The organism is Pseudomonas sp. AC255 (assembly GCF_979258175.1).
Genome location: NZ_OZ409841.1, coordinates 933,475 through 958,695, shown reverse-complemented (window position 1 = coordinate 958,695; position 25,221 = coordinate 933,475). Strand labels below are relative to the sequence as shown.

The 25,221-nt window shown below is 61.4% G+C and carries 25 protein-coding genes; 12 read left to right on the top strand and 13 right to left on the bottom strand.

Features of this window, described 5'->3' with window-relative positions; translation table 11 throughout:
• Window positions 1–123 precede the first annotated feature (123 nt).
• The gene (locus ACZZ0K_RS04495; RefSeq protein ID WP_252876740.1) at window positions 124–1,548 is read right to left on the bottom strand and encodes a sensor histidine kinase; all 1,425 of its coding nucleotides are present in this window, start codon (window positions 1,546–1,548) and stop codon (window positions 124–126) included.
• On the bottom strand, window positions 1,535–2,257 hold the full coding sequence (locus ACZZ0K_RS04490; RefSeq protein ID WP_056788132.1) for a response regulator transcription factor: 723 nt from the start codon (window positions 2,255–2,257) through the stop codon (window positions 1,535–1,537). Before ACZZ0K_RS04490 ends, ACZZ0K_RS04495 begins: the two co-directional genes overlap by 14 nt.
• A gap of 206 nt (window positions 2,258–2,463) precedes the next feature.
• Here ACZZ0K_RS04490 and ACZZ0K_RS04485 point away from each other — a divergent pair, with 206 nt between their 5' ends.
• Together ACZZ0K_RS04485 and ACZZ0K_RS04480 are read left to right on the top strand one after the other, a co-directional pair.
• A complete protein-coding gene (locus ACZZ0K_RS04485) occupies window positions 2,464–5,217 on the top strand; it encodes a response regulator (RefSeq protein ID WP_056788622.1) in 2,754 nt (917 codons plus the stop codon).
• An 81-nt stretch (window positions 5,218–5,298) separates the two neighbouring features.
• Window positions 5,299–6,288, top strand: a complete 990-nt coding sequence (locus ACZZ0K_RS04480; protein ID WP_150637580.1) for a 2-hydroxyacid dehydrogenase — start codon at window positions 5,299–5,301, stop codon at window positions 6,286–6,288.
• A gap of 6 nt (window positions 6,289–6,294) precedes the next feature.
• On the opposite strand, the gene ACZZ0K_RS04475 is transcribed toward ACZZ0K_RS04480, so the two are convergent.
• Window positions 6,295–6,753: a hypothetical protein gene (locus ACZZ0K_RS04475; RefSeq protein WP_110646685.1), complete on the bottom strand. Its 459-nt coding sequence runs from the start codon at window positions 6,751–6,753 to the stop codon at window positions 6,295–6,297.
• 134 nt (window positions 6,754–6,887) lie between these two features.
• On the opposite strand from ACZZ0K_RS04475, the gene ACZZ0K_RS04470 reads away from it, so the two are divergent.
• Both ACZZ0K_RS04470 and ACZZ0K_RS04465 read left to right on the top strand, forming a co-directional pair.
• Window positions 6,888–7,322: a hypothetical protein gene (locus ACZZ0K_RS04470; RefSeq protein WP_039757838.1), complete on the top strand. Its 435-nt coding sequence runs from the start codon at window positions 6,888–6,890 to the stop codon at window positions 7,320–7,322.
• A complete protein-coding gene (locus tag ACZZ0K_RS04465) occupies window positions 7,322–7,726 on the top strand; it encodes an META domain-containing protein (RefSeq protein ID WP_217851866.1) in 405 nt (134 codons plus the stop codon). The genes ACZZ0K_RS04470 and ACZZ0K_RS04465 overlap by 1 nt, the downstream gene beginning before the upstream one ends.
• Window positions 7,727–7,963: 237 nt before the next feature.
• On the opposite strand, the gene ACZZ0K_RS04460 is transcribed toward ACZZ0K_RS04465, so the two are convergent.
• Window positions 7,964–8,431 carry a TlpA disulfide reductase family protein gene (locus ACZZ0K_RS04460; protein WP_056788124.1) on the bottom strand — a complete coding sequence of 156 codons (468 nt, stop codon included), beginning with the start codon at window positions 8,429–8,431 and terminating at the stop codon, window positions 7,964–7,966.
• A 113-nt stretch (window positions 8,432–8,544) separates the two neighbouring features.
• Between ACZZ0K_RS04460 and arsC the strand changes: the two genes are divergently transcribed.
• The 3 genes from arsC to ACZZ0K_RS04445 are packed head-to-tail and all read left to right on the top strand — an operon-like array spanning window position 8,545 to window position 9,916.
• Window positions 8,545–8,898, top strand: coding sequence for an arsenate reductase (glutaredoxin) (gene arsC / locus ACZZ0K_RS04455; RefSeq protein ID WP_258707079.1), 354 nt, complete (start codon window positions 8,545–8,547; stop codon window positions 8,896–8,898).
• Window positions 8,895–9,491: an NAD(P)H:quinone oxidoreductase gene (gene wrbA / locus ACZZ0K_RS04450; protein WP_041479575.1), complete on the top strand. Its 597-nt coding sequence runs from the start codon at window positions 8,895–8,897 to the stop codon at window positions 9,489–9,491. Before arsC ends, wrbA begins: the two co-directional genes overlap by 4 nt.
• Window positions 9,491–9,916, top strand: coding sequence for a DUF2069 domain-containing protein (locus ACZZ0K_RS04445; protein ID WP_258707080.1), 426 nt, complete (start codon window positions 9,491–9,493; stop codon window positions 9,914–9,916). The genes wrbA and ACZZ0K_RS04445 overlap by 1 nt, the downstream gene beginning before the upstream one ends.
• Before the next feature lie 89 nt (window positions 9,917–10,005).
• Here ACZZ0K_RS04445 and ACZZ0K_RS04440 read toward each other — a convergent pair whose 3' ends face one another.
• Window positions 10,006–10,680 (bottom strand): DNA-3-methyladenine glycosylase I, encoded by a 675-nt coding sequence (locus ACZZ0K_RS04440; protein ID WP_016773632.1) that lies wholly within the window; start codon window positions 10,678–10,680, stop codon window positions 10,006–10,008.
• Between the two features lie 164 nt (window positions 10,681–10,844).
• A complete protein-coding gene (ttcA, locus tag ACZZ0K_RS04435; RefSeq protein WP_024013975.1) occupies window positions 10,845–11,669 on the bottom strand; it encodes a tRNA 2-thiocytidine(32) synthetase TtcA in 825 nt (274 codons plus the stop codon).
• Between the two features lie 425 nt (window positions 11,670–12,094).
• On the opposite strand from ttcA, the gene ACZZ0K_RS04430 reads away from it, so the two are divergent.
• Both ACZZ0K_RS04430 and ACZZ0K_RS04425 read left to right on the top strand, forming a co-directional pair.
• Window positions 12,095–12,697 carry a Yip1 family protein gene (locus tag ACZZ0K_RS04430; RefSeq protein WP_016773629.1) on the top strand — a complete coding sequence of 201 codons (603 nt, stop codon included), beginning with the start codon at window positions 12,095–12,097 and terminating at the stop codon, window positions 12,695–12,697.
• Window positions 12,698–12,845: 148 nt separating this feature from the next.
• Window positions 12,846–13,340 carry a SprT family zinc-dependent metalloprotease gene (locus ACZZ0K_RS04425; RefSeq protein ID WP_024013976.1) on the top strand — a complete coding sequence of 165 codons (495 nt, stop codon included), beginning with the start codon at window positions 12,846–12,848 and terminating at the stop codon, window positions 13,338–13,340.
• Window positions 13,341–13,456: 116 nt separating this feature from the next.
• Here the strand turns inward: ACZZ0K_RS04425 and ACZZ0K_RS04420 are convergent, their stop codons facing one another.
• Window positions 13,457–14,638, bottom strand: a complete 1,182-nt coding sequence (locus tag ACZZ0K_RS04420; RefSeq protein WP_258707081.1) for a CaiB/BaiF CoA transferase family protein — start codon at window positions 14,636–14,638, stop codon at window positions 13,457–13,459.
• A 145-nt stretch (window positions 14,639–14,783) separates the two neighbouring features.
• Complete coding sequence (locus ACZZ0K_RS04415; protein ID WP_024013978.1) at window positions 14,784–16,118, bottom strand: dicarboxylate/amino acid:cation symporter; 1,335 nt, start codon at window positions 16,116–16,118, stop codon at window positions 14,784–14,786.
• Window positions 16,119–16,465: 347 nt separating this feature from the next.
• On the opposite strand from ACZZ0K_RS04415, the gene ACZZ0K_RS04410 reads away from it, so the two are divergent.
• Complete coding sequence (locus tag ACZZ0K_RS04410) at window positions 16,466–17,464, top strand: AraC family transcriptional regulator (protein WP_258707082.1); 999 nt, start codon at window positions 16,466–16,468, stop codon at window positions 17,462–17,464.
• Between the two features lie 204 nt (window positions 17,465–17,668).
• On the opposite strand, the gene ACZZ0K_RS04405 is transcribed toward ACZZ0K_RS04410, so the two are convergent.
• From ACZZ0K_RS04405 to ACZZ0K_RS04395, 3 genes are all read right to left on the bottom strand, one after another.
• Window positions 17,669–19,015 (bottom strand): ATP-binding protein, encoded by a 1,347-nt coding sequence (locus ACZZ0K_RS04405; protein ID WP_258707083.1) that lies wholly within the window; start codon window positions 19,013–19,015, stop codon window positions 17,669–17,671.
• On the bottom strand, window positions 19,012–19,689 hold the full coding sequence (locus ACZZ0K_RS04400; RefSeq protein WP_016773623.1) for a response regulator transcription factor: 678 nt from the start codon (window positions 19,687–19,689) through the stop codon (window positions 19,012–19,014). Before ACZZ0K_RS04400 ends, ACZZ0K_RS04405 begins: the two co-directional genes overlap by 4 nt.
• Before the next feature lie 148 nt (window positions 19,690–19,837).
• Window positions 19,838–20,443 carry a membrane protein gene (locus tag ACZZ0K_RS04395; RefSeq protein ID WP_041479569.1) on the bottom strand — a complete coding sequence of 202 codons (606 nt, stop codon included), beginning with the start codon at window positions 20,441–20,443 and terminating at the stop codon, window positions 19,838–19,840.
• A gap of 143 nt (window positions 20,444–20,586) precedes the next feature.
• Between ACZZ0K_RS04395 and ACZZ0K_RS04390 the strand changes: the two genes are divergently transcribed.
• The gene (locus ACZZ0K_RS04390) at window positions 20,587–21,378 is read left to right on the top strand and encodes a dienelactone hydrolase family protein (protein ID WP_095181575.1); all 792 of its coding nucleotides are present in this window, start codon (window positions 20,587–20,589) and stop codon (window positions 21,376–21,378) included.
• Between the two features lie 151 nt (window positions 21,379–21,529).
• Complete coding sequence (locus tag ACZZ0K_RS04385; protein ID WP_258707084.1) at window positions 21,530–22,255, top strand: 4'-phosphopantetheinyl transferase family protein; 726 nt, start codon at window positions 21,530–21,532, stop codon at window positions 22,253–22,255.
• A 141-nt stretch (window positions 22,256–22,396) separates the two neighbouring features.
• On the opposite strand, the gene ACZZ0K_RS04380 is transcribed toward ACZZ0K_RS04385, so the two are convergent.
• Together ACZZ0K_RS04380 and ACZZ0K_RS04375 are read right to left on the bottom strand one after the other, a co-directional pair.
• Window positions 22,397–24,007 (bottom strand): ATP-binding protein, encoded by a 1,611-nt coding sequence (locus tag ACZZ0K_RS04380; protein ID WP_252876747.1) that lies wholly within the window; start codon window positions 24,005–24,007, stop codon window positions 22,397–22,399.
• Window positions 24,004–24,726 (bottom strand): response regulator, encoded by a 723-nt coding sequence (locus ACZZ0K_RS04375; protein WP_056788095.1) that lies wholly within the window; start codon window positions 24,724–24,726, stop codon window positions 24,004–24,006. Before ACZZ0K_RS04375 ends, ACZZ0K_RS04380 begins: the two co-directional genes overlap by 4 nt.
• Window positions 24,727–25,221: the final 495 nt, after the last annotated feature.

The window sequence follows — 25,221 nt, the reverse complement described above, 5'->3', positions numbered from 1 at the left end:
GTTTATGGGAATAAGCAAATAAAAGTCGCGCCAGTGGTGCGACTTTTATTTGAGTAACACTCAGTTCTTGTGGTGATGCTTGAATTCGCGAGCAGGCTCGCTCCCACAGGGGATGAATTTTGCTTATGCGATCTGCGGTGAATGCACAGCCATTGTGGGAGCGAGCCTGCTCGCGAAGGCGTCCGCATGGGCGACGCCATCATCCGCCAGCAAGCGCAAATTCAACCGCAGCCCCGCCCCGGTGTTTTGCGCCCAGAGCAACCCGCCCTGGCGCTGCACCGCATTACGCGCAATGCTCAAGCCCAGGCCAAAGCCACCATCCCCGGGTCTCGATCCGTCCAATCGAATGAACGGCGAAAAGATCCGCTGCAGATCTTCGTCAGCCACGCCGCCGCCCTGATCCTCAAGCCACAAATGCCAATACTCGCCATCGCGCCGTGCATCGAGCCGCACGATGCCGCCCTCGGGCGAGTGACGAATGGCGTTGCGCAGGATGTTTTCCAGCGCTTGCGCGAGGGTATTGAGGTTGCCGCGCACCCAACACGAAGCTTCGACCGAGCATTGCAATTGCAGGCTCGGCCAGCCGCTTTCATAACAGGCGTTGTCGGTGAGCATTTCCCACAGCGCCTGAATCTGGATCGCTTCATTTGGTAACGGCGAGCGGTCGGTGTCGAGCCAGGCCAGTTGCAGGGTGTCTTCGACCAGCCGCTGCATGCCGTCGACCTCGCGGCCGATGCGCTCGCGTAGCTGCGGCAGACCTTGTTCGCTTTCGCTGGCCACACGCAGACGGCTCAGCGGCGTGCGCAGTTCGTGGGACAAGTCGCGCAATAACTGCTGCTGCAAGGCGACCGTGGTTTGCAGGCGCTCGGACATGGAATCGAAGGCCCGCGCCAGCTCACCGAGTTCATCCGGGCGCTGGGTGATGCCGCTCGACAGGCGCACATTCAACTGGTCGGCGCGCCAGGCGTTGGCCTGTTCGCGCAGGTTGTTCAGCGGCACCACCAGCAGGCGATACAGGCCGACACAGAGCAACAGGGTGAACAGCCCGGGAATCACGCCGTTGGTGATCACCCGCCAGAACACCCGGTACTTGCCCGGAACAAAGCGCTCGGGCAACTCGATGACCAGAATGCCGGCGGCCGGATCCTGCGGGAACGGCACCCGCAGCCAAGGTCGGCCCTTCTTGTGGATCGGCCAGTCGAGGCCGCGCAGGAAGGTCAGGTGCTGCACCTCCGCGGCGTTCAACGGCTGATTGCTCAGCGACTGCAAATCAGCGCCGATCACCCCGACCCAACTGGCCTCGCGCAATTCCATGCTCTGCAACCAGTCATCGACGCCATTGCGCCCGCCGCGCTGCCACGCCTGTTCGGCTTGCGCGGCATAACGGCTGAGGGTGCTGCGGGCGTCACTGGAGAGGAACTGATTGCGCTCCTCCATGTAGCGGCCCCACGACCAGCTCAGCCAGATCATCAGCAGACAGAACGCCACCAGCAGGCACGCCAGTTTCCAGAACAGCGAATGCCGCCCCGGCAGTTCAGACAGTTTCATCGGCGCCGCTCAAGACATAGCCCTTGCCCCACACCGTGCGCACTTCGCGCTCGGTGTAACCGATGGCTTTGAGTTTGCGGCGGATCTGGCTGATGTGCATGTCGAGGCTGCGGTCGTGCGCCGCAAAGCCGCGTTGCAGGACATGCTGATAAAGGAAGGCTTTGCTCAGCACCTCCTCGTTGTTGCGGTGCAGGGTTTCCAGCAGACGGAATTCGCTGCGGGTCAACCCGGCCGCTTGCTCGCCGAAGAACACGTCGCAGTGTTCGTCATCGAAACGCAGGGTGCCGCTGACCACCGCAGCGGTAACCGCAGGCGGGCGCCGATCCAGCGCCACCCGGCGCAGGATCGCTTCGATGCGCACATGCAACTCGGCCATGCTGAACGGCTTGGGCAGATAGTCATCGGCACCGAGGCGGAAACCGCTGATGCGATCGGCCTCGGCACCCAGCGCCGACATCAGCAGCACCGGCGTCGAATGGCTCTGCCGCAATTGCGTCAACAACTGCAGACCATCGAGCCCCGGCAGCAGAATATCCATCAGCACCACGTCGAAAGGCTGACGCTGGGCGATGTTCAGACCTTCCTGGCCGTTCTGGCACCAGGTCACCTGAAAACCGCTGCGGCCCAGATGCTCGTGCACATACGCGCCGAGGACCGGATCGTCTTCAATGGAAAGGATGCGTGGCTGGCCAACGGAAACAGGAGTCATGAGTATCTGCAAGTAATTCTCAGTTGGCGGATTATTCAAGATTGTCCGACAGCGGGCAACACAAGCTTGGCCTGTCGGACGAACGAGTGCGTCGGCGGCGCTGCATTTTCCGCAAGATTGCCCGCCTGCAAATCGCTACACTGCGCCCATGTCGCGTGCCGGATGCACGCATGTGTCAACAGATCAGCGGGATGCGGGAGATAGGCGTGCTCAAGAAACTGGGAATCAAAGGTCGCGTGCTGTTGCTGACCTTGTTGCCGACCAGCCTGATGGCGCTGGTGCTGGGTGGCTATTTCACCTGGACGCAGCAGACCGACCTGCACAGCCAATTGATGCAGCGCGGCGAAATGATCGCCGAGCAACTGGCGCCGCTGGTGGCGCCGGCGATGGGTCACGGCGACGCCGATCTGCTTGAACGCATCGCCACCCAGTCCCTTGAACAACCCGACGTGCGTGCGGTGACCTTCCTCGCGGCGGACCGCTCGCCACTGGCCCACGCCGGCCCGACCATGCTCAATCAGGCCCCGAGCGGCGACAGCGCGCTGTTGCAACGACGCAGCGGCAATGACGCGACGCGCTACCTGATGCCGGTGTTCGGCAAGCACCGCAACCTCGCCGGTGAAATCATTCCCGAAGAATCCGAACGCCTGCTCGGCTGGGTCGAGCTGGAGCTCTCGCACAACGGCATGTTGCTGCGCGGCTATCGCAGCCTGTTCGCCAGCCTGCTGCTGATCGCCGCCGGACTTGCCGGCGCCGCCCTCCTCGCGTTGCGCATGGGCCGCACCATCAACCGTCCGCTGAGCCAGATCAAACAAGCAGTTGCGCAGCTCAAGGACGGTCATCTGGAAACCCGCTTGCCGCCCCTCGGCAGCCAGGAGCTGGACGAACTGGCCTCGGGTATCAACCGCATGGCCGGCACCCTGCAGAACGCTCGCGAAGAATTGCAGCACAGCGTCGATCAGGCCACCGAAGACGTGCGGCAGAATCTGGAAACCATCGAGATCCAGAACATCGAACTGGACCTGGCACGCAAAGAAGCGCTGGAAGCCAGCCGGATCAAATCCGAATTCCTCGCCAACATGAGCCACGAGATCCGCACGCCGCTGAACGGCATTCTCGGCTTCACTCACCTGTTGCAGAAAAGCGAACTGACCCCGCGCCAGCTCGACTATCTGGGCACCATCGAAAAGTCTGCCGACAGCCTGTTGGGAATCATCAACGAGATTCTCGACTTCTCGAAGATCGAGGCCGGCAAACTGGTGCTCGATCACATTCCGTTCAACCTGCGCGACCTGCTGCAAGACACCCTGACCATTCTCGCCCCGGCCGCGCACGCCAAGCAGCTCGAGCTGGTCAGTCTGGTCTATCGCGACACGCCGCTGTCGCTGGTCGGCGATCCGCTGCGCCTGAAGCAGATCCTCACCAATCTGGTCAGCAACGCGATCAAGTTCACCCGCGAAGGCACCATCGTCGCCCGGGCGATGCTCGAAGACGAACACGAAGACAGCGTGCAACTGCGCATCAGCATTCAGGACACCGGCATCGGCCTGTCGAATCAGGATGTGCGCGCGCTGTTTCAGGCTTTCAGTCAGGCCGACAATTCGCTGTCGCGCCAACCCGGCGGCACCGGCCTGGGGCTGGTGATTTCCAAGCGCCTGATCGAGCAGATGGGCGGCGAGATCGGCGTCGACAGCACGCCGGGCGAAGGTTCGGAATTCTGGATCAGCCTGAGCCTGCCCAAGACTCGCGACGACGCCGAAGACCTGCCCGCTGCGCCATTACTCGGACGCCGCGTGGCGGTACTGGAAAATCACGAACTGGCGCGTCAGGCCTTGCAACATCAGCTGGAAGACTGCGGACTGCAAGTTACGCCGTTCAATACTTTGGAGAGCCTGAGCAATGGCGTTACCGGCGCGCATCAGACCGATCAGGCGATCGATCTGGCGGTGATCGGCATCACCAGCAACGACATGCTCCCGGAACGCTTGAACCAGCACATCTGGGACCTCGAACACCTGGGCTGCAAAGTTTTGGTGCTGTGCCCGACCACCGAACAGACGCTGTTTCATCTGTCGGTGCCCAACCCGCACAGCCAGCTGCAAGCCAAACCGGCGTGTACGCGCAAGCTGCGCCGGGCGTTGTCCGATCTGGTCAATCCGCGCCAGACCCGCAGCGAACCGGGCGAGCCGCTGTCCAGCCGTGCGCCGCGCGTCCTGTGTGTCGACGACAACCCGGCCAATCTGTTGCTGGTGCAGACCCTGCTCGAAGACATGGGCGCTCGAGTGCTCGCGGTCGAAAGCGGTTACGCGGCCGTCAAAGCCGTGCAGAGCGAATCGTTCGACCTGGTGCTGATGGACGTGCAGATGCCGGGCATGGACGGCCGCCAGACCACTGAAACCATTCGCCAGTGGGAAAGCGAGCGGCATTGCACACCGCTGCCGATCGTCGCCCTCACTGCCCACGCCATGGCCAACGAAAAACGCGCGCTGCTGCAAAGCGGCATGGACGACTATCTGACCAAACCGATCAGCGAGCGGCAACTGGCGCAGGTGGTGTTGAAGTGGACCGGGCTGGCCCTGCGCAATCAGGCGCCGGAGCGCAACGGCGACAGCGCGGCGAGTCAGCAGGAACTGCCGGTGCTCGATCACGAAGAAGGCTTGCGCCTGGCGGCGGGCAAAGCGGATCTGGCGGCAGACATGCTCGCCATGCTGCTGGCCTCGCTGGAAGCCGACCGCGAAGCGATTCGCGCCGCCCGTGACAGCCACGACCAGAATGCCCTGCTCGAACGCGTGCACCGTTTGCATGGCGCCACCCGTTATTGCGGCGTGCCACAACTGCGCGCCGCCTGCCAGCGCAGCGAAACCCTGCTCAAGCAGGACGATCCGAAAGCCGCCGCCGCGCTGGATGAACTGGAGCGCTCGATCAATCGACTCGCGGCGCAGGCGCGCATCAGCGCCTGATCCACGGCAAGGCGCTGCACGCGCAAAGCGCTACAGTTGTCGCGGGCCATTGCGGCCCGCGTCGATGTTCCAGGAGGATTCATGCGCACAATCTTTTTCAGCAGTCAGACCTACGATCGCGACAGCTTTCTCGGCGCCGACTGCCCGGCCGGGCTCGAATTGCATTTTCAAGCGGCGCGACTGAGCCTCGATACGGCGGCGTTGGCCGAGCAGCACGAGGTGGTCTGCGCGTTCATCAATGACGACCTCAGCGCCCCGGTGCTCGAACGCCTCGCTGCTGGCGGTACGCGGCTGATTGCCCTGCGTTCGGCCGGTTACAACCATGTCGACCTGCCGGCGGCGAAACGCCTTGGCCTGGCCGTCGTGCGTGTGCCGGCCTACTCGCCGCACGCCGTGGCCGAACATGCGGTGGCGCTGATCCTCGCCCTCAATCGTCGCTTGCACCGTGCCTACAACCGCACCCGCGAAGGCGATTTCAGCCTGCATGGCCTGACCGGTTTCGATCTGGTCGGCAAGACCGTCGGCATCGTCGGCACCGGACAGATCGGTGCAACGTTCGCGAAAATCATGCACGGCTTCGGCTGTGAATTGCTGGCCTACGATCCGTATCCCAATCCCGAGGTGCTGGCCTTGGGCGCACGTTATCTGAGCCTGCCGGAGTTGCTCGCGCAATCACGGATCATCAGCCTGCATTGCCCGCTCAACGAGCAGAGCAAGCACCTGATCAATCGCGACTCACTGGCGCACATGCAGGCGGGGGCGATGCTGATCAACACCGGGCGTGGCGGGCTGGTGGACACGCCGGCGCTGATCGACGCGCTCAAGGACGGTCAACTCGGGTATCTGGGGCTGGATGTTTACGAGGAAGAGGCGCAGCTGTTTTTCGAGGATCGCTCCGACCTGCCGTTGCAGGACGATGTGCTGGCGCGTCTGCTGACGTTTCCCAACGTGATCATCACCGCGCATCAGGCGTTTCTGACCCGCGAAGCATTGGGCGCGATTGCCGCGACCACCCTGCACAACATCGCGACCTGGGCGGCAGGTGCGCCGCAGAACCAGGTCGAGGGTTGAACGGTTTTACTTGGACAGCGAAGACGCCAGGATCAGCAAGCCCAGCCAGCCGAACCCGAGCAGGCGCTGCTTGCTCGAATGGCCGTTGCGCAGCAGGAACCAGACGAAAAACGCCGGTAGCAGAAACACCATGATTTTCAGCCAGCCCTCCACCGGGCGGCTGCCATCGGCGTTGAGCGGTTGCTGCTCCTCGCGGGCCTGTTCTGCGGCCTGCTGACGACGGCGACGCCCTGCTGCTGCCGGCATCACTTTGGGTAAAGGCTCGGACACTGGCGGCGCAACCGCCTCGGGCACTGCGTTGTTGCGTGGCAGGCTGCCGAAGGAAATCGTCGAGGCTTGCACCGGTGCCGCCGTCGACTGCGCCTGCATGGCGGCGTGTTCGGCCATCGGCGCGCCGCAGTGAATGCACACCAGCGCTTCGGAACTGATGCTCCGCTTGCATTCATAACATTCGATCAGCGCCATGTTCCGTTCCTTCAGATTCGGGGGCCGGCAGTTTGCCATGACTGTCGCCGCATTTGAACCGGATCGAAGGTCGCACGCGTGCATCATTCTGCAATCGAGCCCGTGCTAGCATGTCGCGCATATTTGGAGGACCCATGGTCGAACACGATTTCCGCTACACCCTGATGAACCCGCAACACACCCTCACCGAATGCCGCGCCCTCGTTCCGGGCCGCTATCAGGTGACCGGTAACGGTGGCTCGATCCGCATCGGCGATGCCCTGTTGGTCACCCTCAAAGGCAGCAAGGATTTGTCCATGCGCCTGACCGTCGACACGGTCCGCCACTTGATCAATCCGCCAGGCCAATGGACCGCAATGACCACAGGCCCGGTGTTTGGCGAACTGGCCATTCACACCTGGCAGGTCAACTGCGACAGCTGCGCGAAAGAGCTGAGTTTCGAATTCGCCGTGGATGCCAAACTTGGCAAGACCGCCGAGAAACCTGCCGCCACCGCGCGCATCGCCGAGCTGGGCTGGAAAGCCGTCGGCGACAAGCACCTGTGCCCGAAATGCCAGGAGCCTGCATGATGAAACGCCTCGCCCTGACCGCACTGATCGGTGTCGGCCTGGCTGGTTGCGCCGCAGAGCCGGTGCAACTGCAGCACAACCGCAGCTACATTCTGGAATGGATCGGCGAGCGGCCATTGATGGATTACAGCCACCTGACCGTGACCCTCGGCGATGACGGCCGCGCCTACGGCAACGGCGGCTGCAACCATTGGTTCGCGCCGTACACGCAGGACGGCGACAAGCTGACTTTCGGCAAGATCGGCAAGACCCGCAAGCTCTGCGCCCCGGCGTTGATGGAGCAGGAACAACGGTTCTTGCAGGCGCTGGAAAAAGTCGAGCGCTGGGACATTTCGCCCATCGAGCAGATACGCTTCTGGCCGGCTCAAGGCAAACCGTTGCGCTGGTGGCTGGAAGAGGGTTGATCCGCCCTGGATCGCCAAGGCCCTCACCCTAGCCCTCTCCCAGAGGGAGAGGGGACTGATTGGGGGATATTGAAGAGTTATGTCGACGTGGTAATTCTTCGCCGAATCCATAATCGACTGGATCCTGTCTGACGGGACCATAATCAACTCGGTGTCTCAGGTCGATGTACGACGAAAGACACCTCGGTCGGCCCCCTCTCCCCCGGGAGAGGGCTGGGGTGAGGGGCTTCTGGCGGTTTACTTCGTAGCCTGCAACGCCTCCAGCTTCGCCATCACCCCCGCCGCCGTCTGCTCACCCAGCAACTGCTCACGCACCTTGCCCTTGTCATCAATGATGAACGTCACCGGCAGCGCCTCACTGCGCGGCAGGTCGAACAGCTCGGCCGGATCCTGCGCCAGCACGGTGAACTTGATGCCGAGTTTCTCGCTCGCCTCTTTCAGCTCCGCGCCCTGCACGTTGTCGAAATTGACCCCGAACACCCCGACGTTCTTGCTCTTGAGCTCATCAGCCAAATGATTCAGCTCGGGAATTTCCGTGCGGCATGGGCCACACCATTCGGCCCAGTAATTGAGCACCACCCACTGCTTGTCCAGACGTTCGGACGCTACCTTCTGGCCGTTCTGGTCGATGCCGTAATCATTACCGCAGCCCCCCAGCATCAACGCCCCGATTATCGTCAATGCCGCTGCCAATCGCCGTGTCATGTCGTGTTCCTTGTGAAAATTCGAAAGCGCCTGCGACCCATCGCCTCTGACGGTTCTGGATTGCGCGCCGCACAGTTAGAATAGCCGCCACTTTACGCCAGAAGCGACCCGCCATGACCGATCTGACGCTTTATCACAATCCGCGCTGCTCGAAATCCCGCGGCGCGCTGGAACTGCTCGAAGCCCGCGGCTTGCATCCGACCGTCGTGCGCTACCTGGAAACGCCGCTCAGCGCCGCGCAGATCAAGGCCCTGCTCGGCAAGCTCGGGATCAGCGCGCGACAGCTGCTGCGCAGCGGTGAAGAGGAATACAAAACCCTGAACCTGGCCGACGCCAGCCTCAGCGAGCAGCAGCTGATCGACGCCATCGCCACGCACCCGAAACTCATGGAGCGGCCGATTCTTGAAGCAGGCGACAAAGCCGTCATCGGTCGCCCACCGGAAAACGTGCTGGAGTTGTTGCCATGAGCACGCCGTACATTCTGGTTCTCTATTACAGCCGCAACGGTTCGACCAACGAGATGGCCCGGCAAATCGCCCGTGGCATCGAGCAGGCCGGAATGGAAGCGCGTCTGCGCACAGTGCCGGCGATTTCCACCGAGTGCGAAGCGGTGGCGGCGGAGATTCCCGCTGAAGGCGCGCTCTACGCCAGCCTCGATGATCTGAAGAACTGCGCCGGCCTCGCCTTGGGCAGTCCGACGCGTTTCGGCAACATGGCCGCGCCACTCAAGTACTTCCTCGACGGCACCAGCAACCTCTGGCTGACCGGCGCGCTGGTCGGCAAACCGGCCGGTGTGTTCACCTCTACCGCCAGCCTGCACGGCGGTCAGGAAACCACGCTGCTGTCGATGATGTTGCCGCTGTTGCATCACGGCATGTTGATCACCGGCCTGCCCTACAGCGAATCGGCCCTGCTCGAAACCGAAGGTGGCGGCACGCCTTACGGGGCCAGCCATCACGCCGGTGCCGACGGCAAGAACGGTCTTGATCAGCACGAAGTGGCGCTGTGTCGCGCACTCGGTCTGCGTCTGGCGAAAACCGCGCAGAAGCTGGTGGGCTGATGGCGAAGAAGCCGAAAGTCCTGCCCTCGATAGATTGGCTAGAGCCACGGGTGAAGGCGATGCGCGTGCTCAGCCTGCTGAGCTTTTTCGCCCTCGCCGGCTTGCTCGCTGTTTATTACCTGCTGTTCGCCGACCTGCATGGCGCGCGGCCGTGGGTGATTCTGCTGGTCGAGCTGATCCCGTGGCTGGTCCTCGCCCCGGCGATGATCATGGGCAGCGCCCGTGGCCATTCGTGGATGTGTTTTGTGGTGAACCTGTACTTCATCAAAGGCGCCCTGGCGGCGTACGACCCCAACCGGCAGTTGTTCGGCCTGCTGGAAATGGCCGCGAGCCTGGCGGTGTTCTGCTCGGCGCTGCTGTATGTGCGCTGGCGCTATCAGTTGAATCGCAAATTGGCTGGCGAAGGCGAGATCAGCGTCGCCTGACCAACCGCTTTCGCGAGCAGGCTCGCTCCCACAGGGGAATGCATTCCAGAGGTGGGAGCGAGCCTGCTCGCGAATGCAGCGACGCGGTTTTAATGGTTGACGGTATAGGCGAGCATCATCGAAATCTGGCTCATCGGCCGTCCGCCGCTCTGTTCGTGCCATTGGTTGAACGCGTTCTGCACCGTCGCCAGATCGCGCTGGCTGGTCGGCACTTTGTCGACGATCTTCTGCGCATTCAGCGCCGCAACCACGTCGTAGCTCGGCACGAACGTGTCCTTGCCGACCATGCGCAAAAAGCGTGGCGCCGACAGCCCGCCAAGTTGGTGGCCGTGCTTTTTCAGGTACGTCCACAGGCCGACGATATCGGTCACCGGCCAGTCGGCGATCAATGCGCCGAAGCTGCCCTTGTCCTTTTCCACATCGAGAATGAACTGCGCATTGCGCGGCACACTTTTCAGCTTGCCCAGATGGCGGATGATCCGCGCGTCCTGCATCAGCCGCTCAAGGTGCTCGGCGCTCATCAGCACGACTTTTTCCGGATCGAACTTGAAGAACACCTCTTCGAACGCCGGCCACTTGGCGTCGACCAGGCTGTGCTTGAGCCCGGCGCGAAAAACCCGCAGGGCCATGGTCGAGAGGTAGCGGTCGTCGCGGATCTTGCGCAGTTGCGCGGGGGTCTTGGGAACGGGCAGATGGGCTTCCAGTTCAGCCGCCGAACCGAAACGGTTCAGACAGTATTCGTGCAGCCACTTGTAATCGCGCATGCCCTCTCCTGAGGTTTGGAAATGAATAACCCATGCAGAAGCTGGCTGTGGCGAGGGGATTCATCCCCGTTGGGGCGCGAAGCGGCCCCAAAATCTCTGGGTCTGCTGCGCAGCCCAGCGGGGATGAATCCCCTCGCCACAGGGCTCACTTCTACAGGTTGTGTTTACAGATTGACGACATTGACGAAACGCGAAGCCGCGGTTTCGTCGATCTTCAGGCTGGTGAAGTCGAACAGGTTGCGGTCGGCCAGTTGCGACGGCACCACGTTCTGCAGGCTGCGGAAAATCGATTCGGTACGGCCCGGGGTCTTGCGATCCCAGTCCTGAAGCATTTCCTTGACCACCTGGCGCTGCAGGTTTTCCTGCGAGCCGCAGAGGTTGCACGGGATGATCGGGAATTGCTTCAAGTCCGAGTAGGCCTGAATGTCCTTCTCGTTGCAGTAAGCCAGCGGGCGAATCACCACGTTGCGGCCATCGTCGGCGCGCAGCTTCGGCGGCATCGCTTTCAGGGTGCCGTTGAAGAACATGTTGAGGAAGAACGTTTCGACGATGTCGTCGCGGTGATGACCGAGGGCCATTTTCGTCGCGCCGATTTCGTCAGCAAAGGTGTACAGGGTGCCGCGGCGCAGGCGCGAGCACAGCGAACAGGTGGTCTTGCCTTCCGGCACCAGTTCCTTGACCACCGAGTAAGTGTCCTTCTCGACGATGTGGTACTCGATGCCCAGTTCTTTCAGATAGGCCGGCAGCACGTGCTCGGGAAAGCCCGGCTGTTTCTGGTCCATGTTCACCGCGACGATGTCGAACTTGATCGGTGCAACCTTCTGCAGGTGCATCAGCACGTCGAGCATGGTGTAGCTGTCCTTGCCCCCGGACAGGCAGACCATGACCTTGTCGCCGTCTTCGATCATGTTGAAATCGGCGACCGCTTCGCCGGCCAGGCGGCGCAGGCGCTTTTGCAGTTTGTTCTGGTTGACCGTAAGAGTGCCCATGACGCGAAATCCGTGAGGTGTGACGAAAGGCCGGCATTTTACGCAAAAACCCTGGTAGCGCGAAGCATCTGTGGCGAGGGGAGTTATCCCCGCTGGGTTGCGAAGCAGCCCCAAATCCTGAGAACTCGTATTGCCTGACACTGCGCGGTGTATGGCTTGGCGACTGCTGCGCAGCCGAACGGGGATAAATCCCCTCGCCACAAAAGTTTTTCAACCCCAAAAATGCCTTCCCCGCAAGACCCCGAGGCGATTACCTGCAATGTTTACAGCGCGATTTGCTCTAAGCCCGGCATACCGGTGCGTTGGAGTCCTTTCTATACTGCGACATAAGGTCGCACACATCTGAAGACCTGTATTTGCTCGGCCATCTTGGCCCGTAGGCGCTCCGTTGGGGGGCGATGGCAATGACAAGAGGAGTGAATGGCATGATCCATCACGTAGTGGGACTGTTTACCCACCCCGATCAGGAATGGAAGGAGATCCGTGGCGACCAAGAGGAAAGCATCAGCCACATGTACCTGACGCATACGCTGATTCTAGCGGCGATCCCCGCTGTTTCGGCGTTCATCGGCACGACCCAGGTCGGCTGGGTGATCGGCAACCGCGCGCCGGTAATGCTCACGTTTGAAAGCGCTCTGTGGATGACCATCATGTCCTACCTGGCGATGCTCGGCGGGGTCGCGGTAATGGGCGCCTTCGTGCACTGGATGGCGCGCACCTATGACGCCAATCCAAGCCTGGCCCGCTGCGTGGCATTCGCCACTTACACGGCGACACCGTTGTTCGTCGGCGGTCTGGCGGCGCTGTATCCGCACATGTGGCTGGGGATGATCGTCGGTACGGCGGCCATCTGCTACACGGTTTATCTTTTGTATGTCGGCTTGCCGACGTTCATGAACATCCCTTCGGATGAAGGCTTTCTGTTTTCCAGCTCGGTGCTCGCGGTTGGGCTGGTGGTGCTGGTGGCGATCATGGCGTTCACCGTGATTGTCTGGGGCCTGGGTGTCGGCCCGGTCTATACCAACTGACCTGTTTCCTCCCTGAGAAAAACAACATCTGCCAATACAGGCCGCCGCAAGGCGGCCTTCTCGTTGGGGCGACGACCATTCGGCAGGTCGACGATTCGCAAGTCGCCGGGGTTACGGCATACTCGGCGTCTCTGGAGATCCATCAAGCATGCCCGAGCAACTCAATACCCGCGTCGAAGATTGTTACCAACTCGCTGAATCCTTTTTCAAACGCTCCTTCAAACGCCCCGTGGTCAGTCTCAAGCTGCGCGGGCAGAAAGCCGGTGTCGCGCATCTGCACGAGAACCTGCTGCGCTTCAACCCGCAGCTGTACCGGGAAAACACCGAACACTTCCTCAAGCAGACCGTGGCCCACGAAGTCGCTCACCTGATCGCTCATCAACTGTTCGGCGACCGCATCCAGCCCCATGGCGAGGAGTGGCAACTGATCATGCGCGGCGTCTACGAACTGCCGCCGGACCGCTGCCACACCTATGAAATCAAGCGGCGCAGCGTGACCCGCTATATCTACAAATGCCCGTGCCCCGACAGTGATTTCCCGTTTACCGCCCAGCGTCACGGTTTAGTGCGGCAAGGGCGGCGGTATCTGTGCCGGCGCTGCCGCAGTACGCTGGTGTTCAGTGGTGAAATGCGGGTGGAATAGTCAGTTTCTGCGGTGCCCTGACTGGCCCTTTCGCTGGCAAGCCAGCTCCCACAGGTTTTGTGAACACCTGGGAACCTGTGGGAGCTGGCTTGCCAGCGATGAGGCCGTTACAGGCGCTAAAGAATGACTTTGGCGCGACGCAGGTCTTCAATTTTCGAAGGGCTAAGTCCCAACTCCCCCAACACCTCATCCGTATGCTGCCCCAACCCCGCTCCAACATGTCTTGGCGCCGGCAATGCTTGAGAGAATTTCAACGGACAGGCCATCTGCGCCTGCGTCGTACCATCGCCGCGCGGCACCTGGGTCACCAGCTCCCGCGCCTGTAACTGCGGATGGCGCAACGCCTCGCCCAAACTCAACACCGGCTCGACACAGGCATCGACCCCGGCGAACAACTCACACAGTTCTGCAAAATCGTGCCGCTCGAATTCGATGCGCAACGCCTCTTTCAAGGCTTGTTGTTGCTCAGGCTTGGGCGACAACCCTTGCGCCGCCAGCTCCGGCCGGCCCAGCGCCGTGCACAATTGCTGCATGAAGGCCGGCTCCAGACTGCCCACCGACATCCAGCGCCCATCCCGGGTGCGGTAATAGTCATAGAAACTGCCGCCGTTGAGCATCTGATCTTCGCGGCCCGGTTCCGCGCCGCAGGCCAGATAGCCAGCGCCGGCCATGGCGTTCAGGCTGAACGCGCAGTCGGTCATGCTCACATCCAGATGGGTGCCCTGCCCGGTTTGCTGACGGGCAATCACCGCTGCCAGCAAGCCGATCACGCCGTGTAGCGAGCCGCCCGCCACGTCTGCCACCTGCATGCCCAGCGGCAACGGCCCGCTGTCGGCGCGACCGGTGTAGCTAGCCAGCCCGGCCAGCGCCAGATAGTTGATGTCATGCCCGGCGCGCTCCTTGTACGGCCCGGTCTGGCCGTAACCGCTGATCGACACATAAATCAGCTTTGGATTGATCGCTTTCAACGCTTCATAACCCAGGCCCAGACGCTCCATCACCCCGGGGCGAAACTGCTCGAGCACGATGTCGTACTCGCCCAGCAGTTGCTTGATGATCTGCAGCGCTTCGGGCTGTTTCAGGTCCAGCGCCAGACTGCGCTTGTTGCGGTTCAGATAAGCGTGGCTGGCTGAGACCCCGCCATCATGCGGCGGCAGCACCCGCAGCAGATCCATACGCGTCGGCGATTCGATGCGCAGCACCTCGGCGCCCATGTCCGCCAGCAGCAACGAGGCGAACGGCCCCGGCAGCAAGGTGGAGAAATCGAGAATCTTCAGTGAGGCCAGCGGTGCAGACATGGGCGAACTCCTTGGGCGATGTACTCAGCCTAGGCAGCCATCGGCGATGCGGCAATCACCGCAAATGTCAGCAGGTGTGACCGTTGCGCTCAAATTCCGGGCAAGAAAAAACCCGCCGAAGCGGGTTTTTCTGTGCAAGCGATGCTTACTTCACATTGCTCGGGGTTGGGCCTTCAGCCACACCCAGGTCGTCTTCTTCACGCTCATCGGAGATACCGCGACCGCCGGAAGCCAGCTCGGTCTGCAGTTGATCGGTGTCCAGCTCCTTGACCCACTTGGCGACGACGATGGTCGCTACAGCGTTACCGACCAGGTTGGTCAGTGCGCGGGCTTCGGACATGAAGCGGTCGATACCGAGGATCAGCGCCAGACCGGCAACCGGCAGGTGACCAACCGCCGACAGCGTCGCGGCCAGAACGATGAAGCCCGAACCGGTTACACCTGCCGCGCCTTTGGAGGACAGCAGCAGCACCAGCAGCAGAGTGATCTGGTGGGTGATGTCCATGTGCGTGTCAGTCGCCTGAGCGATGAAGACGGCGGCCATGGTCAGGTAGATCGAAGTACCGTCGAGGTTGAACGAGTAACCGGTCGGGATCACCAGACCCACGACGGATTTCTTCGCGCCCAGACGCTCCATCTTGATCAGCATGCGTGGCAGTGCCGATTCCGACGAGGACGTACCCAGTACGATCAACAGCTCTTCACGGATGTAACGCACCAGTTTGAACACGCTGAAACCGTGAGCCCGGCAGATCGCACCCAGCACCAGCACGACGAACAGGACGCAGGTGATGTAGAAGCAGATCATCAACTGGCCCAGTTGCACCAGCGAGCCCACACCGTAGGCACCGATGGTGAACGCCATGGCACCGAACGCACCCAGTGGCGCCAGTTTCATGATCATGTTGATGATGTTGAACATCACGTGGGCGAAGCGATCGATCATGTCCAGCAGCGGACGGCCGTACGAGCCGAGGCGATGCAGGGCGTAGCCGAAGATCACCGAGAACATCAGCACTTGCAGGATGTCACCGGTGGCGAACGCGCCGACGATGGTGTTCGGGATCACATTGAGGAGGAAACCGACAATGCTCTGGTCTTTACTGGCCGTCACGTAGGTGGCGATTTTCGAGGCGTCCAGGGTGGTGACGTCGATGTGCATGCCGGCGCCCGGTTGCACAACGTTGACCACGACCAGACCGATCAGCAGGGCAATGGTCGAAACGATTTCGAAGTACAGCAGCGCGTAGCCGCCGGTCTTGCCTACCGATTTCATGTTCTGCATGCCGGCGATGCCGCTGACAACAGTACAGAAGATGATCGGGGCGATGACCATTTTGATCAGCTTGATGAAGCCGTCACCCAGTGGCTTGAGGGCCACACCGGTCTGCGGATAGAAGTGACCGAGCAGGATGCCGATGGCGATGGCAACGATCACCTGGAAATACAGGGATTTGTACAGTGGCTGACGAGTCGTCATTGCAGGTTTCCTCAAGCGTCCAGCGGCAACATCCATCTGTCGAGCGCCGAACCTTAATTGCGAACCCTCCTGCACTGGAGGGATTTGTTGTTGGAACGGCATCCTCCCGGGCGGAAGAAGTGCACGCTTCTGTCGCTTGTATCGCAAACGTCGTGCCAGATTGGTGCGAATGGCAGCAAGCCTTTTGATATCAGGGGCTGCGGGATTTTCCTGTCACCAAGCAGCGACTTGAGTCATGGCGGATTTCCGCCAACTAAGCGTTCAGCGTCCTGCAATTTGGCGGAAATCCGCCTTGTGGCGTTGCCGGCCCGCCATTACGATCGGTGCCTGAACAAGGATTGCCGCTTATGCGCGAACGCACCATCGCCAGCCATTTCGCCCGTGCCGCCCTTGGCGGTGCGCGCCGGCGCGGCCTGGATTATTCAGGCTTGTTGCAGCAACTGGGGATCAGCCCGGAGTTGCTCGACGAGCCCCGCGCGCGGATTGCCCCTGAGCAGTTCACCCGGCTGATTCAAGGGCTGTGGCTGGCGCTGGACGACGAATACCTGGGTTTCGGTAACGCCCCGAGCAAGCCCGGCAGCTTCGCCATGATGTGCCACGCCTCGATTCACTGCCGCAACCTGGAGAAGGCTCTGCAACGTGGCTTGTTGTTTTACAGCCTGTTCCCCGACGCCCCACGCCTGACCCTGCGTCGCGAAGACGAATGGGTGCGTTTGAGCCTGGACGACGCGCAGTCGTGGGACCCGGATCATTTTCTCAGCGAGAGTCTGTTGGTGATCTGGCACCGCCTCGGCAGTTGGCTGATCGGCCAGCGCATTCGCCTCGAGCAAGCGACTTTCAGCTATCCGCGCCCCGAGCACGGCAGCGAATATGACCTGCTGTTCCCCTGCCCGCTGACCTTTGATGCCGAGCAAAGCAGCCTGCTGTTTCACAGTCGCTATCTGGCCATGCCGCTGTTGCAGGACGAACGCACGCTCAAGCATTTTCTCGAACGCTCCCCCGCCGACCTGCTCTCGCGCCCGGACGACGGCGACAGCCTGAGCAGCCGCCTGCGCCGCTTGCTCAGTCGCGACGCTGCGCACTGGCCTGATCTGGAAGCGGTTGCGGCGCATCTGCATATCAGCCCGCAGACCTTGCGCCGGCATTTGCGCGAGGAAGGCACCAGTTTTCAGGAAATCAAGGATCAGCTGCGGCGGGATATCGCCATCTACCATCTGGGCCGGGCGGAGCTGTCGTTGCAACAGATTGCCGAGCAGCTCGGGTTCTCTGAGCCTTCGGCGTTTCATCGGGCGTTCAAGAAATGGACGGGGCTGACACCGGGGGCTTATCGGTCGCAGGAGCAATGAGGCGCTAAATCAAAAGCCCCTCACCCTAACCCTCTCCCGGAGGGAGAGGGGACTGATTGGGGGATGCTTGAGAAATACGCCGACCTGCAAGCTCTCTATTGAATCGATATTCGCTGCAAATCGCTCAGGTCGATAATTTTCCAAAGACACTTCGGTCAGTCCCCTCTACCTCTGGGAGAGGGTTAGGGTGAGGGCAGCTCGCAATCACACCGCAGGAAAATCAATCCTGAACGCCGCCCCGCCCATCGGTGAATCACCCAAGGCCAAACGGGCGTTGTAGCTTTCGATGATGTCCTTGACCACCGCCAGCCCGATGCCCTGCCCCGGATGCTGGGCATCCAGGCGTTCGCCGCGTTCGAGAATCCGCGCGCGCTGATCGAGTGGCACACCCGGCCCATCGTCCTCGACGCACAATTCGATCCCGGCCAAGGACTCGCGCACGCTGACCCGCACTTCGCCGAGGCACAGGCGATAGGCGTTTTCCAGCAGGTTGCCGAGCATTTCCAGCAAGGCGCCCTGCTCGATCGGCACGTAACAGTGCTCGGGCAGATCAAAGGTCACGCGCACGTGTTTGTCGCGGTAGACCTTGTCCAGCGTATCGCACAGGCTTTTGAGCACCGGTCGCAGGCGCACCTGATGGCGGACCAGGCCGCTTTTGCGCAGGCTGGCCCGTTGCAGTTGGTAGCTGATCTGCTGGCTCATGCGTTCGATCTGACTTTGCAGCACCCAGGCCTGATCGCGGTCTGCGGGGCGCTGGGCCATGTCTTCGCTGACACCTTGCAGTACCGCCAGCGGGGTTTTCAGGCTGTGGGCGAGGTCGTCGAGGGAGTCGCGGTAGCGGCTGCGTTGCTGGCGTTCGCTGAGCAGCAAGCGGTTGAGCGAGCCGGTCAGGCGCAGCAGTTCACGCGGGTGTTTTTCCGTCAGGCTTTCGCGAGTACCGCCTTCGATTTCGTCGAGTTCCTGGCTCAAGCGGCGCAAGGCCTTGAGGCCCCAGGTCAGGCCGATCCATAGCAGCGCCAGCAAGACCAGCAATGCCGCACCGAAGCCCAGATAGAGATTTTCGCGCAGGCCTTCGAGGGTGGTTTCGTATTCACGCACCGGTTGCAGGGCGACGATGCTGAACGCTGCGCTTTTGCCGCCGAGCAATTTGACTTCGACGTCGTAGACAAAAAATTCCTGACCGCTGGCTTCACGGATCCGCGCAAACTCATTGCCGAGGCCGTCGTAGCGCGGTTTGTAGTTGATCTGTTCTTCCTGGGTGGCTTTCGAACGCCACACCAACTTGCCCTCGCGGTCGTAGATATAGCCGAGCAAACGGAAGTCGGTGAGGTTGAAGCGTTCGTCCGGCAATTGCGACGGCATCACCAGCCGACCGTTTTCCACCCGGGCGGCGGAGATCAATGTGGTGACATCGGAGGCCAGACGTTGCTCGATCGAGTCCTGCAAGGCAAGGCGGAAGGCACCCTGCATCGCCGGCAGCAAGGCAAGCATGAACAACACCGCCAACGTGGTGGCGGCGAGCATCAAGCGAACGCGAAGGGAACGGATCAAGTGCAGCGCTCATTGAACAGGTAGCCGAGGCCGCGCACGGTGTCGATCGGCTTGAACCCGGCCGGGCCTTCGAGCTTGCGGCGCAGACGGCCGACCAGCACTTCGATGACATTCGGATCGCGCTCGTCATCGTCCGGATAGAGCTGCTCCATCAAGCGATCCTTGGGCACCACCTGCTGATGGTGGCGCATGAGGTATTCGAGGATGCGGTATTCGTAAGCGGTCAGCGCCAGCGGTTGTTCATCGAGGCTGGCCTGTTTGCGATTGAGGTCGAGCAGCAACGGCCCGGCGACGATGGTCGACTGGGTGAAGCCGCTGGAGCGCCGCAGCAATGCGTTCAGGCGCGCATCGAGTTCTTCGAACTGGAACGGCTTGACCACGTAATCGTCGGCACCGGCGGCGAGCCCTTCGACCTTGTCCTGCCAGTTGCCGCGCGCGGTGAGGATCAGGATCGGGAAGGTCTTGCCGCCCGAGCGCAACTGGCGGATCAGGTCGAGGCCGCCCATGCCCGGCAGGCCGAGATCAATCACCGCCAGATCGAAGTTGTACTGGCCGGTCTGGTACAGCGCCTCCTCGGCATTGGCCACGGACTCGACCACATGACCGCTCTCCGTCAGGCGGGTTTGCAGGTGATGACGCAACAGCGCCTCGTCTTCGACGACCAACAGTTTCATGCCTTTCTCCCTATCACTTGAACTCTCCAGGCAACTACCTGTGGGAGCGAGCCTGCTCGCGAATACGGTGGATCAGCCAAGCAAGTGTCGGCCGATACACCCCTTTCGCGAGCAGGCTCGCTCCCACACTTCAAACTGCGACAACCGCTTAGAAATAGTAGTTGGCCGACAGGTAGGTCTGCGCGCTGCTGGTCAAGTCCAGCGAGCCCTGTTTGCTGCCGCCGCTTTCTTTCATTTCGGTGCTGGCGTTGCTGCGCAGGTAACGGTAACCGAGTTCTACCGAGGTGTTCTGCGAAACTTGCTGCAACACACCGACCTGGCCACCAATGGCGTAACCGATGTCGCTGTCACGGCTGAAGCCGGGCGAATCCTGCGTCAGTTTGGTCAGACCGGCCGTGGCGCCACCGAACAATTTGGTGCTGCCGCCTACTGGATAGAACAGGTCATAGCTGCCGAGCAGATTTTCCTGGCGCAGTTTAACGCCATTGTGCGAGCCGGAAACGTTGTCATAGGTGGCGTAGTAGCGGCCCTGGCTGTTTTGCTGACCGAGGCGCATGCCGTAGGTGTTGTTGCCGTCGATGGCCCCAGTGACGTTGGGGTTGCCGAGGTTGTTGTTGAGCGCGTGGGACTTGTCGATCTTGTCGCTGGTCTGGCCGAATGTCAGGCCGGCGAAGTTGCTGGTGTCGTCGGCATTCGCCGCGATGCTGGAGCCTAACAGGGTAAAAGCCAGCAGCAATTTGTTTAAACGAGTCATGGGTATTTCCTCTTTCACAGTGCTGTTTGGGTATGGCGCAAGGTTACTGAGCCGCCCCTGTACGGCCCCTGAACCGTCTCTGAACCTGACCTGAACCAGATCGACTAGGCTGTTCTGACCACTTTCAATAAGGACACCCGACCATGCGCCTGTTCCTCGCCCTCACTTTGCTGGCGGTCAGCAGCCTCACCCAGGCTGCGATCAAGACTGAAGAAATCCCCTACCAAAGCGCCGACGGCAGCAAACTGATCGGCTACTACGCCTACGACGACGCGATCAAAGGCCCACGCCCCGGCGTTGTCGTGGTCCACGAATGGTGGGGGCTGAACGATTACGCCAAGCGCCGCGCGCGGGATCTCGCCGAACTCGGCTACAGCGCGCTGGCCATCGACATGTATGGCGAAGGCAAGAACACCGAGCACCCGAAAGACGCCATGGCCTTCATGCAGGCAGCGACCAAGGATGCCGATGCCGCCAGTAAACGCTTCGCCGCCGGGCTCGATCTGTTGAAGAAGCAAAAGCAGACCGACCCGAACAAAATCGCCGCCATCGGCTATTGCTTCGGTGGCGCCGTGGTGCTGAATGCGGCGCGTCAGGGTGTGCCGCTGGCCGGTGTGGTGAGTTTCCATGGCGCGCTGGCGACCAAGACCCCGGCGACTCCGGGCAGCGTCAAGGCGAAAATCCTCGTCGAGCATGGGGCGCTGGACAGCATGGTCACTCAGGACAATGTCACCGCGTTCAAGGCAGAAATGGACAAGGCCGGGGCGGACTACAAGTTCGTCAGTCTGGATGGCGCCAAGCATGGTTTCAGCAATCCGGATGCCGATCGTTTGAGCCATGGCGAGCATGGCGGGCCGGACATTGGTTACAACAAGGCGGCGGATGAGAAGTCGTGGGCGGATATGCAGGCGTTCTTCAAGAAGATTTTCGGTTGAGTCAGTAACGCCGAGGCGCGGCTTTCGCGAGCAGGCTCGCTCCCACACTGGATATCTGTCGCGCAGAAGATCCCCTGTGGGAGCGAGCCTGCTCGCGAAGGCTTCACCGCCGATCTCGACCTCGCCCCGACTAACCGGCAAAATGCCCGCCATGCATACCACCCCCGCCCTGCCCGCCTGCTGCACTGCGCTCGACAGCCACTGGCCGTTGCCGACGGTCCTGGCCGATACCGTGCTGCTCAGTACTCACTTCGACCCGGCCCGACTGCTTGGCGATGACTTCCAGCGCAGCGCTGTGCTGGCGCCGCCGGGCATTCAGCGCTCGGTGGCCAAGCGCCAGGCCGAGTTTCTCGCTGGACGCATCTGCGCCCGGGCCGCGCTGCAACAACTCGAAGGTCTGTATATCGTCCCGCCGATCGGCGAAGACCGCGCCCCGGTGTGGCCGGCGCATATCTGCGGTTCGATCACTCACAGCACCGGCCGTGCGGCGGCGATTGTTGCCAACAAGCAGCACTGGCGCGGCTTGGGCATGGATCTGGAAAACCTGTTGAGCCATGAGCGCGCCGAACGCTTGGCCGGGGAAATCCTCACGCCAGCGGAACTGCAACGCATGGCGGCGGGTTCTCAGGAGCAACTGGCGCTGCGGGTGACCCTGACGTTTTCGGTCAAAGAGAGTTTGTTCAAGGCGCTCTACCCGATCGTGCAGCAGCGCTTTTATTTCGAGCATGCCGAAGTGCTGGAATGGACTGAGGCGGGACAGGTCAGGCTGCGGTTGTTGACGGATCTGTCGAGCGAATGGCGCAACGGATCGGAGCTGGAAGCGCAGTTCGGCGTGCAGGATGGGCAGTTGTTGAGTCTGGTCAGCATTCCTGCCTGACTTTTTGCATTGCCTGCATGGTCCTCATCGCTGGCAAGCCAGCTCCCACAGTATTCGCGGTGTACACAGAGACAATGTACACCCGCAAAACCTGTGGGAGCTGGCTTGCCAGCGATGGGGCCAGCCCTGCCACCACACACCCTACCGGCGCTCCTGATTCCTCGGCCAACTCAGACTGAAACACGCCCCGCCCAGGCTCTTGCTCTTGCCAATGATCGCGCGGCCGTCGTGCCAGTGAATGATCCGCCGCACAATCGACAACCCGAGACCATGCCCGCCCGACGCCCGCGTGCGGCTATCGTCGAGGCGCAGAAACGGCGTGAAGATCCGCTCCCAAGCCACTTCCGGCACGCCCGGCCCGTCATCCTCGACGTCGATCCGGCAGCGCAACTGGCCGACCTGATAACTCACCGTCACCTGCGAATGCGCATGGCGCATCGCGTTGCCCACCAGATTCTGCAGCGCTCGGTGCAGATAACGCGGTTCGGCCTCGACCCAGGCGCCGTCATTGTCGGCAGATGAAAGACACAAACCGCGCTGCACCGTGACCTCGGCGCGCAGCGGCGCCAATTCTTCGATCACCTGATTGACCAGCGCATCCAGATCGACTCGCTGGAAAGTCAGCGCCGGCGAGCCTTGCTCCAGTCGTGCGTAGGTGAGCATTTCGTCGACCAGCTTATCGAGGTCTTCAATGTCGTGATCCATGCCTTCGCGGTATTTTTCCAGCGCTTGCGGAGTGGTCGCTGTGCCGATCATTTCCAGCCCGAAACGCAGCCGTGCCACTGGGGTACGCAGTTCATGAGACACCGCGCGCACCAGTTCACGCTGGATCGCCAGCAGTTGCTGCAAGTGCTCGGCCATGCCGTTGAACGCAGACGCCAGCCGCCCGACCGAGTCGGCACCGCGCGCCGGCACACGAGTTTCCAGGCTGCCCTTGGCAATGCGCGTGGCCGCTGCTTCGAGACCGCGCAAACGCCGCTCAAGCTGACGCACCAGCAGATAAACGATGAGACCGATCAGCGTCAGGCCCAGCGCGGCAATCAATACCAGCCATTCCGGCGGGTACGGATTCATCTGATACAGCGGGCCGATTTCCAGCACCCACGGCGTGCCGACCATACCGGCGAAGACGCGGATCGAGTCGCCGCCCTTGCCCAGTGCCATCACCGTATCGCCCTCGGCCACGCGGCGACTCTGGTCTTCGTCCATGTCGGCGTCATTTACCGTGACCAGACGCAGATCGAAGCCGAAGCCCTTTTCCTGCTTTATCTGCGCCAGACGTTTGGGCTGCTCACCCACCGGCACCCGCACCAGTTCATCGGCCAGCAGGTAAATAGTCGCCCTAGCCAGTTGCTCGCTGATCTGCTGCACCTCTCCTACCAGTACAAGCTGCTCTTTTTCACTGATCAGCCGATAGACCTTGGCCGCGTGTGGCCCGGTCTGCTCGACCAGCGCCTGACCGCGCAGGACACGGGTGCGCTGGGCCAGATCGAGGTCGGTTTCGGCGAATTTCTTCAGTGTCAGCGGAATACCGAGCAGCCGCTCCCACACCAGAAGCGCGCGATGACGCTCGGTCTGGTTCATCGGTTGCAGGTTGTCGGCCATCAGCGAAAAGGTGCCGTGGGCCAGGCGTTCACGATATTGCTCGCTGCGCACCTGATTGAGCAGGTTCAGCGCCAGCACGCCGAGCACCGCCACCAGAATCAGCGCGGCGCACATGCCGCCGTAGATGCGCAGGAAGATCGAATTCACAGCGCCAGGTCTGCGCAGGCCTCAGGGACGAACAGGTAGCCTTTGCTGCGAATGGTCTTGATCAGGCGCGGATGATCGGGGTCGTCGCCGATTTTCGGGCGGATGCGCGAGATGCGCACGTCGATCGAGCGGTCCTGGCCGTCATAGCCGATGCCGCGTAATGCAGTGAAGATTTCTTCCCGGGAAAGAATCCGCCCGGCATTGGACACCAGCAGCCAGAGCAGATCGAACTCGGCGCTGGTCAGCTCGATGCCGTTGTCGCTCAGCCAGGCTTCGCGCAATGCGTTGTCGACCACGAGTGGACCGAATTGCAACCGCCGGGATTTTTCCGCGACCGGCTCCGGTGTGTCACTGCGTCGCAGCAACGCCTGGATGCGCGCCAGCAACAAGCGCGGGCGCACCGGTTTGCACACATAGTCGTCGGCACCGAGGTCGAGGCCGTGGATCTGATCAGCGTCATCGGTGCGCGCGGTGAGCATCAGGATCGGCCCGTCGTACTGGCTGCGCACCTTGCGGCAGATGCTCAGGCCATCTTCGCCGGGCAGCATCAGATCGAGGATCACCAGATCCGGCTGCTCCTTGATGATCCGCGCCGCCGCCAGCGCACCGTTGCCTTCGATCTCGACGCGCAGGCCATTGGCTTGCAGGTAATCGCGGGTGAGCTCGGCCAGTCGCTGGTCATCCTCGACGATCAATACCTGCCAGGTTTGTTGCTCCACCGGTGACCTCTGCTTGCTGTTTTTATTAAAAGAAGAAAGACAATCGCCTGACACGGACAAAACCTGTGGGAGCGAGCCTGCTCGCGAAAGCGTCTGTTGCTTCAACCTGAATGCTCAGTGGTCAACCGATTCGCGAGCAGGCTCGCTCCCACAATCCTGCGTGTATCTCCCGATCATCTGTCATGTTTCAGGAGGATAAAAATGCTCGTGCACTCAGCGATTGTATAAACGCCGGCCACCCGGAAAACAAGTCGGTAAATGCGTTCGGACAAGGCGGAATTCTGTGATAGGGTTCGCGCCCTTAAAAAACCGCTGAAGCGTTTTTCCAGGCAAAAAAACAGTGACAAACGGTCTGGCTCAGCAGGTTCGCGGCCTACACGCGTTTTCCCTGTTTCTTACACAAATTACGCACAGGCTTATCCACAGGTAGTACGTTGCAATCCCCCCTGAAACGCATTATCTTGTAGCACGGCGAAAACGGAGACCCTACATATA

What these genes read in the sequence shown, in the direction of transcription:
- ACZZ0K_RS04440 (WP_016773632.1), bottom strand. Translation starts at nt 10,680, where the DNA reads ATGCGCGATTACAAGTGGCTGCACGAATACTGTCTGAACCGTTTCGGT.
- ACZZ0K_RS04480 (WP_150637580.1), top strand. Translation starts at nt 5,299, where the DNA reads ATGCGCACAATCTTTTTCAGCAGTCAGACCTACGATCGCGACAGCTTT.
- ACZZ0K_RS04425 (WP_024013976.1), top strand. Translation starts at nt 12,846, where the DNA reads ATGCCCGAGCAACTCAATACCCGCGTCGAAGATTGTTACCAACTCGCT.
- ACZZ0K_RS04430 (WP_016773629.1), top strand. Translation starts at nt 12,095, where the DNA reads ATGATCCATCACGTAGTGGGACTGTTTACCCACCCCGATCAGGAATGG.
- arsC (WP_258707079.1), top strand. Translation starts at nt 8,545, where the DNA reads ATGACCGATCTGACGCTTTATCACAATCCGCGCTGCTCGAAATCCCGC.
- wrbA (WP_041479575.1), top strand. Translation starts at nt 8,895, where the DNA reads ATGAGCACGCCGTACATTCTGGTTCTCTATTACAGCCGCAACGGTTCG.
- ACZZ0K_RS04490 (WP_056788132.1), bottom strand. Translation starts at nt 2,257, where the DNA reads ATGACTCCTGTTTCCGTTGGCCAGCCACGCATCCTTTCCATTGAAGAC.
- ACZZ0K_RS04400 (WP_016773623.1), bottom strand. Translation starts at nt 19,689, where the DNA reads ATGAAACTGTTGGTCGTCGAAGACGAGGCGCTGTTGCGTCATCACCTG.
- ACZZ0K_RS04415 (WP_024013978.1), bottom strand. Translation starts at nt 16,118, where the DNA reads ATGACGACTCGTCAGCCACTGTACAAATCCCTGTATTTCCAGGTGATC.
- ttcA (WP_024013975.1), bottom strand. Translation starts at nt 11,669, where the DNA reads ATGGGCACTCTTACGGTCAACCAGAACAAACTGCAAAAGCGCCTGCGC.
- ACZZ0K_RS04475 (WP_110646685.1), bottom strand. Translation starts at nt 6,753, where the DNA reads ATGGCGCTGATCGAATGTTATGAATGCAAGCGGAGCATCAGTTCCGAA.
- ACZZ0K_RS04395 (WP_041479569.1), bottom strand. Translation starts at nt 20,443, where the DNA reads ATGACTCGTTTAAACAAATTGCTGCTGGCTTTTACCCTGTTAGGCTCC.
- ACZZ0K_RS04470 (WP_039757838.1), top strand. Translation starts at nt 6,888, where the DNA reads ATGGTCGAACACGATTTCCGCTACACCCTGATGAACCCGCAACACACC.
- ACZZ0K_RS04410 (WP_258707082.1), top strand. Translation starts at nt 16,466, where the DNA reads ATGCGCGAACGCACCATCGCCAGCCATTTCGCCCGTGCCGCCCTTGGC.
- ACZZ0K_RS04420 (WP_258707081.1), bottom strand. Translation starts at nt 14,638, where the DNA reads ATGTCTGCACCGCTGGCCTCACTGAAGATTCTCGATTTCTCCACCTTG.
- ACZZ0K_RS04465 (WP_217851866.1), top strand. Translation starts at nt 7,322, where the DNA reads ATGAAACGCCTCGCCCTGACCGCACTGATCGGTGTCGGCCTGGCTGGT.
- ACZZ0K_RS04445 (WP_258707080.1), top strand. Translation starts at nt 9,491, where the DNA reads ATGGCGAAGAAGCCGAAAGTCCTGCCCTCGATAGATTGGCTAGAGCCA.
- ACZZ0K_RS04385 (WP_258707084.1), top strand. Translation starts at nt 21,530, where the DNA reads ATGCATACCACCCCCGCCCTGCCCGCCTGCTGCACTGCGCTCGACAGC.
- ACZZ0K_RS04495 (WP_252876740.1), bottom strand. Translation starts at nt 1,548, where the DNA reads ATGAAACTGTCTGAACTGCCGGGGCGGCATTCGCTGTTCTGGAAACTG.
- ACZZ0K_RS04390 (WP_095181575.1), top strand. Translation starts at nt 20,587, where the DNA reads ATGCGCCTGTTCCTCGCCCTCACTTTGCTGGCGGTCAGCAGCCTCACC.
- ACZZ0K_RS04460 (WP_056788124.1), bottom strand. Translation starts at nt 8,431, where the DNA reads ATGACACGGCGATTGGCAGCGGCATTGACGATAATCGGGGCGTTGATG.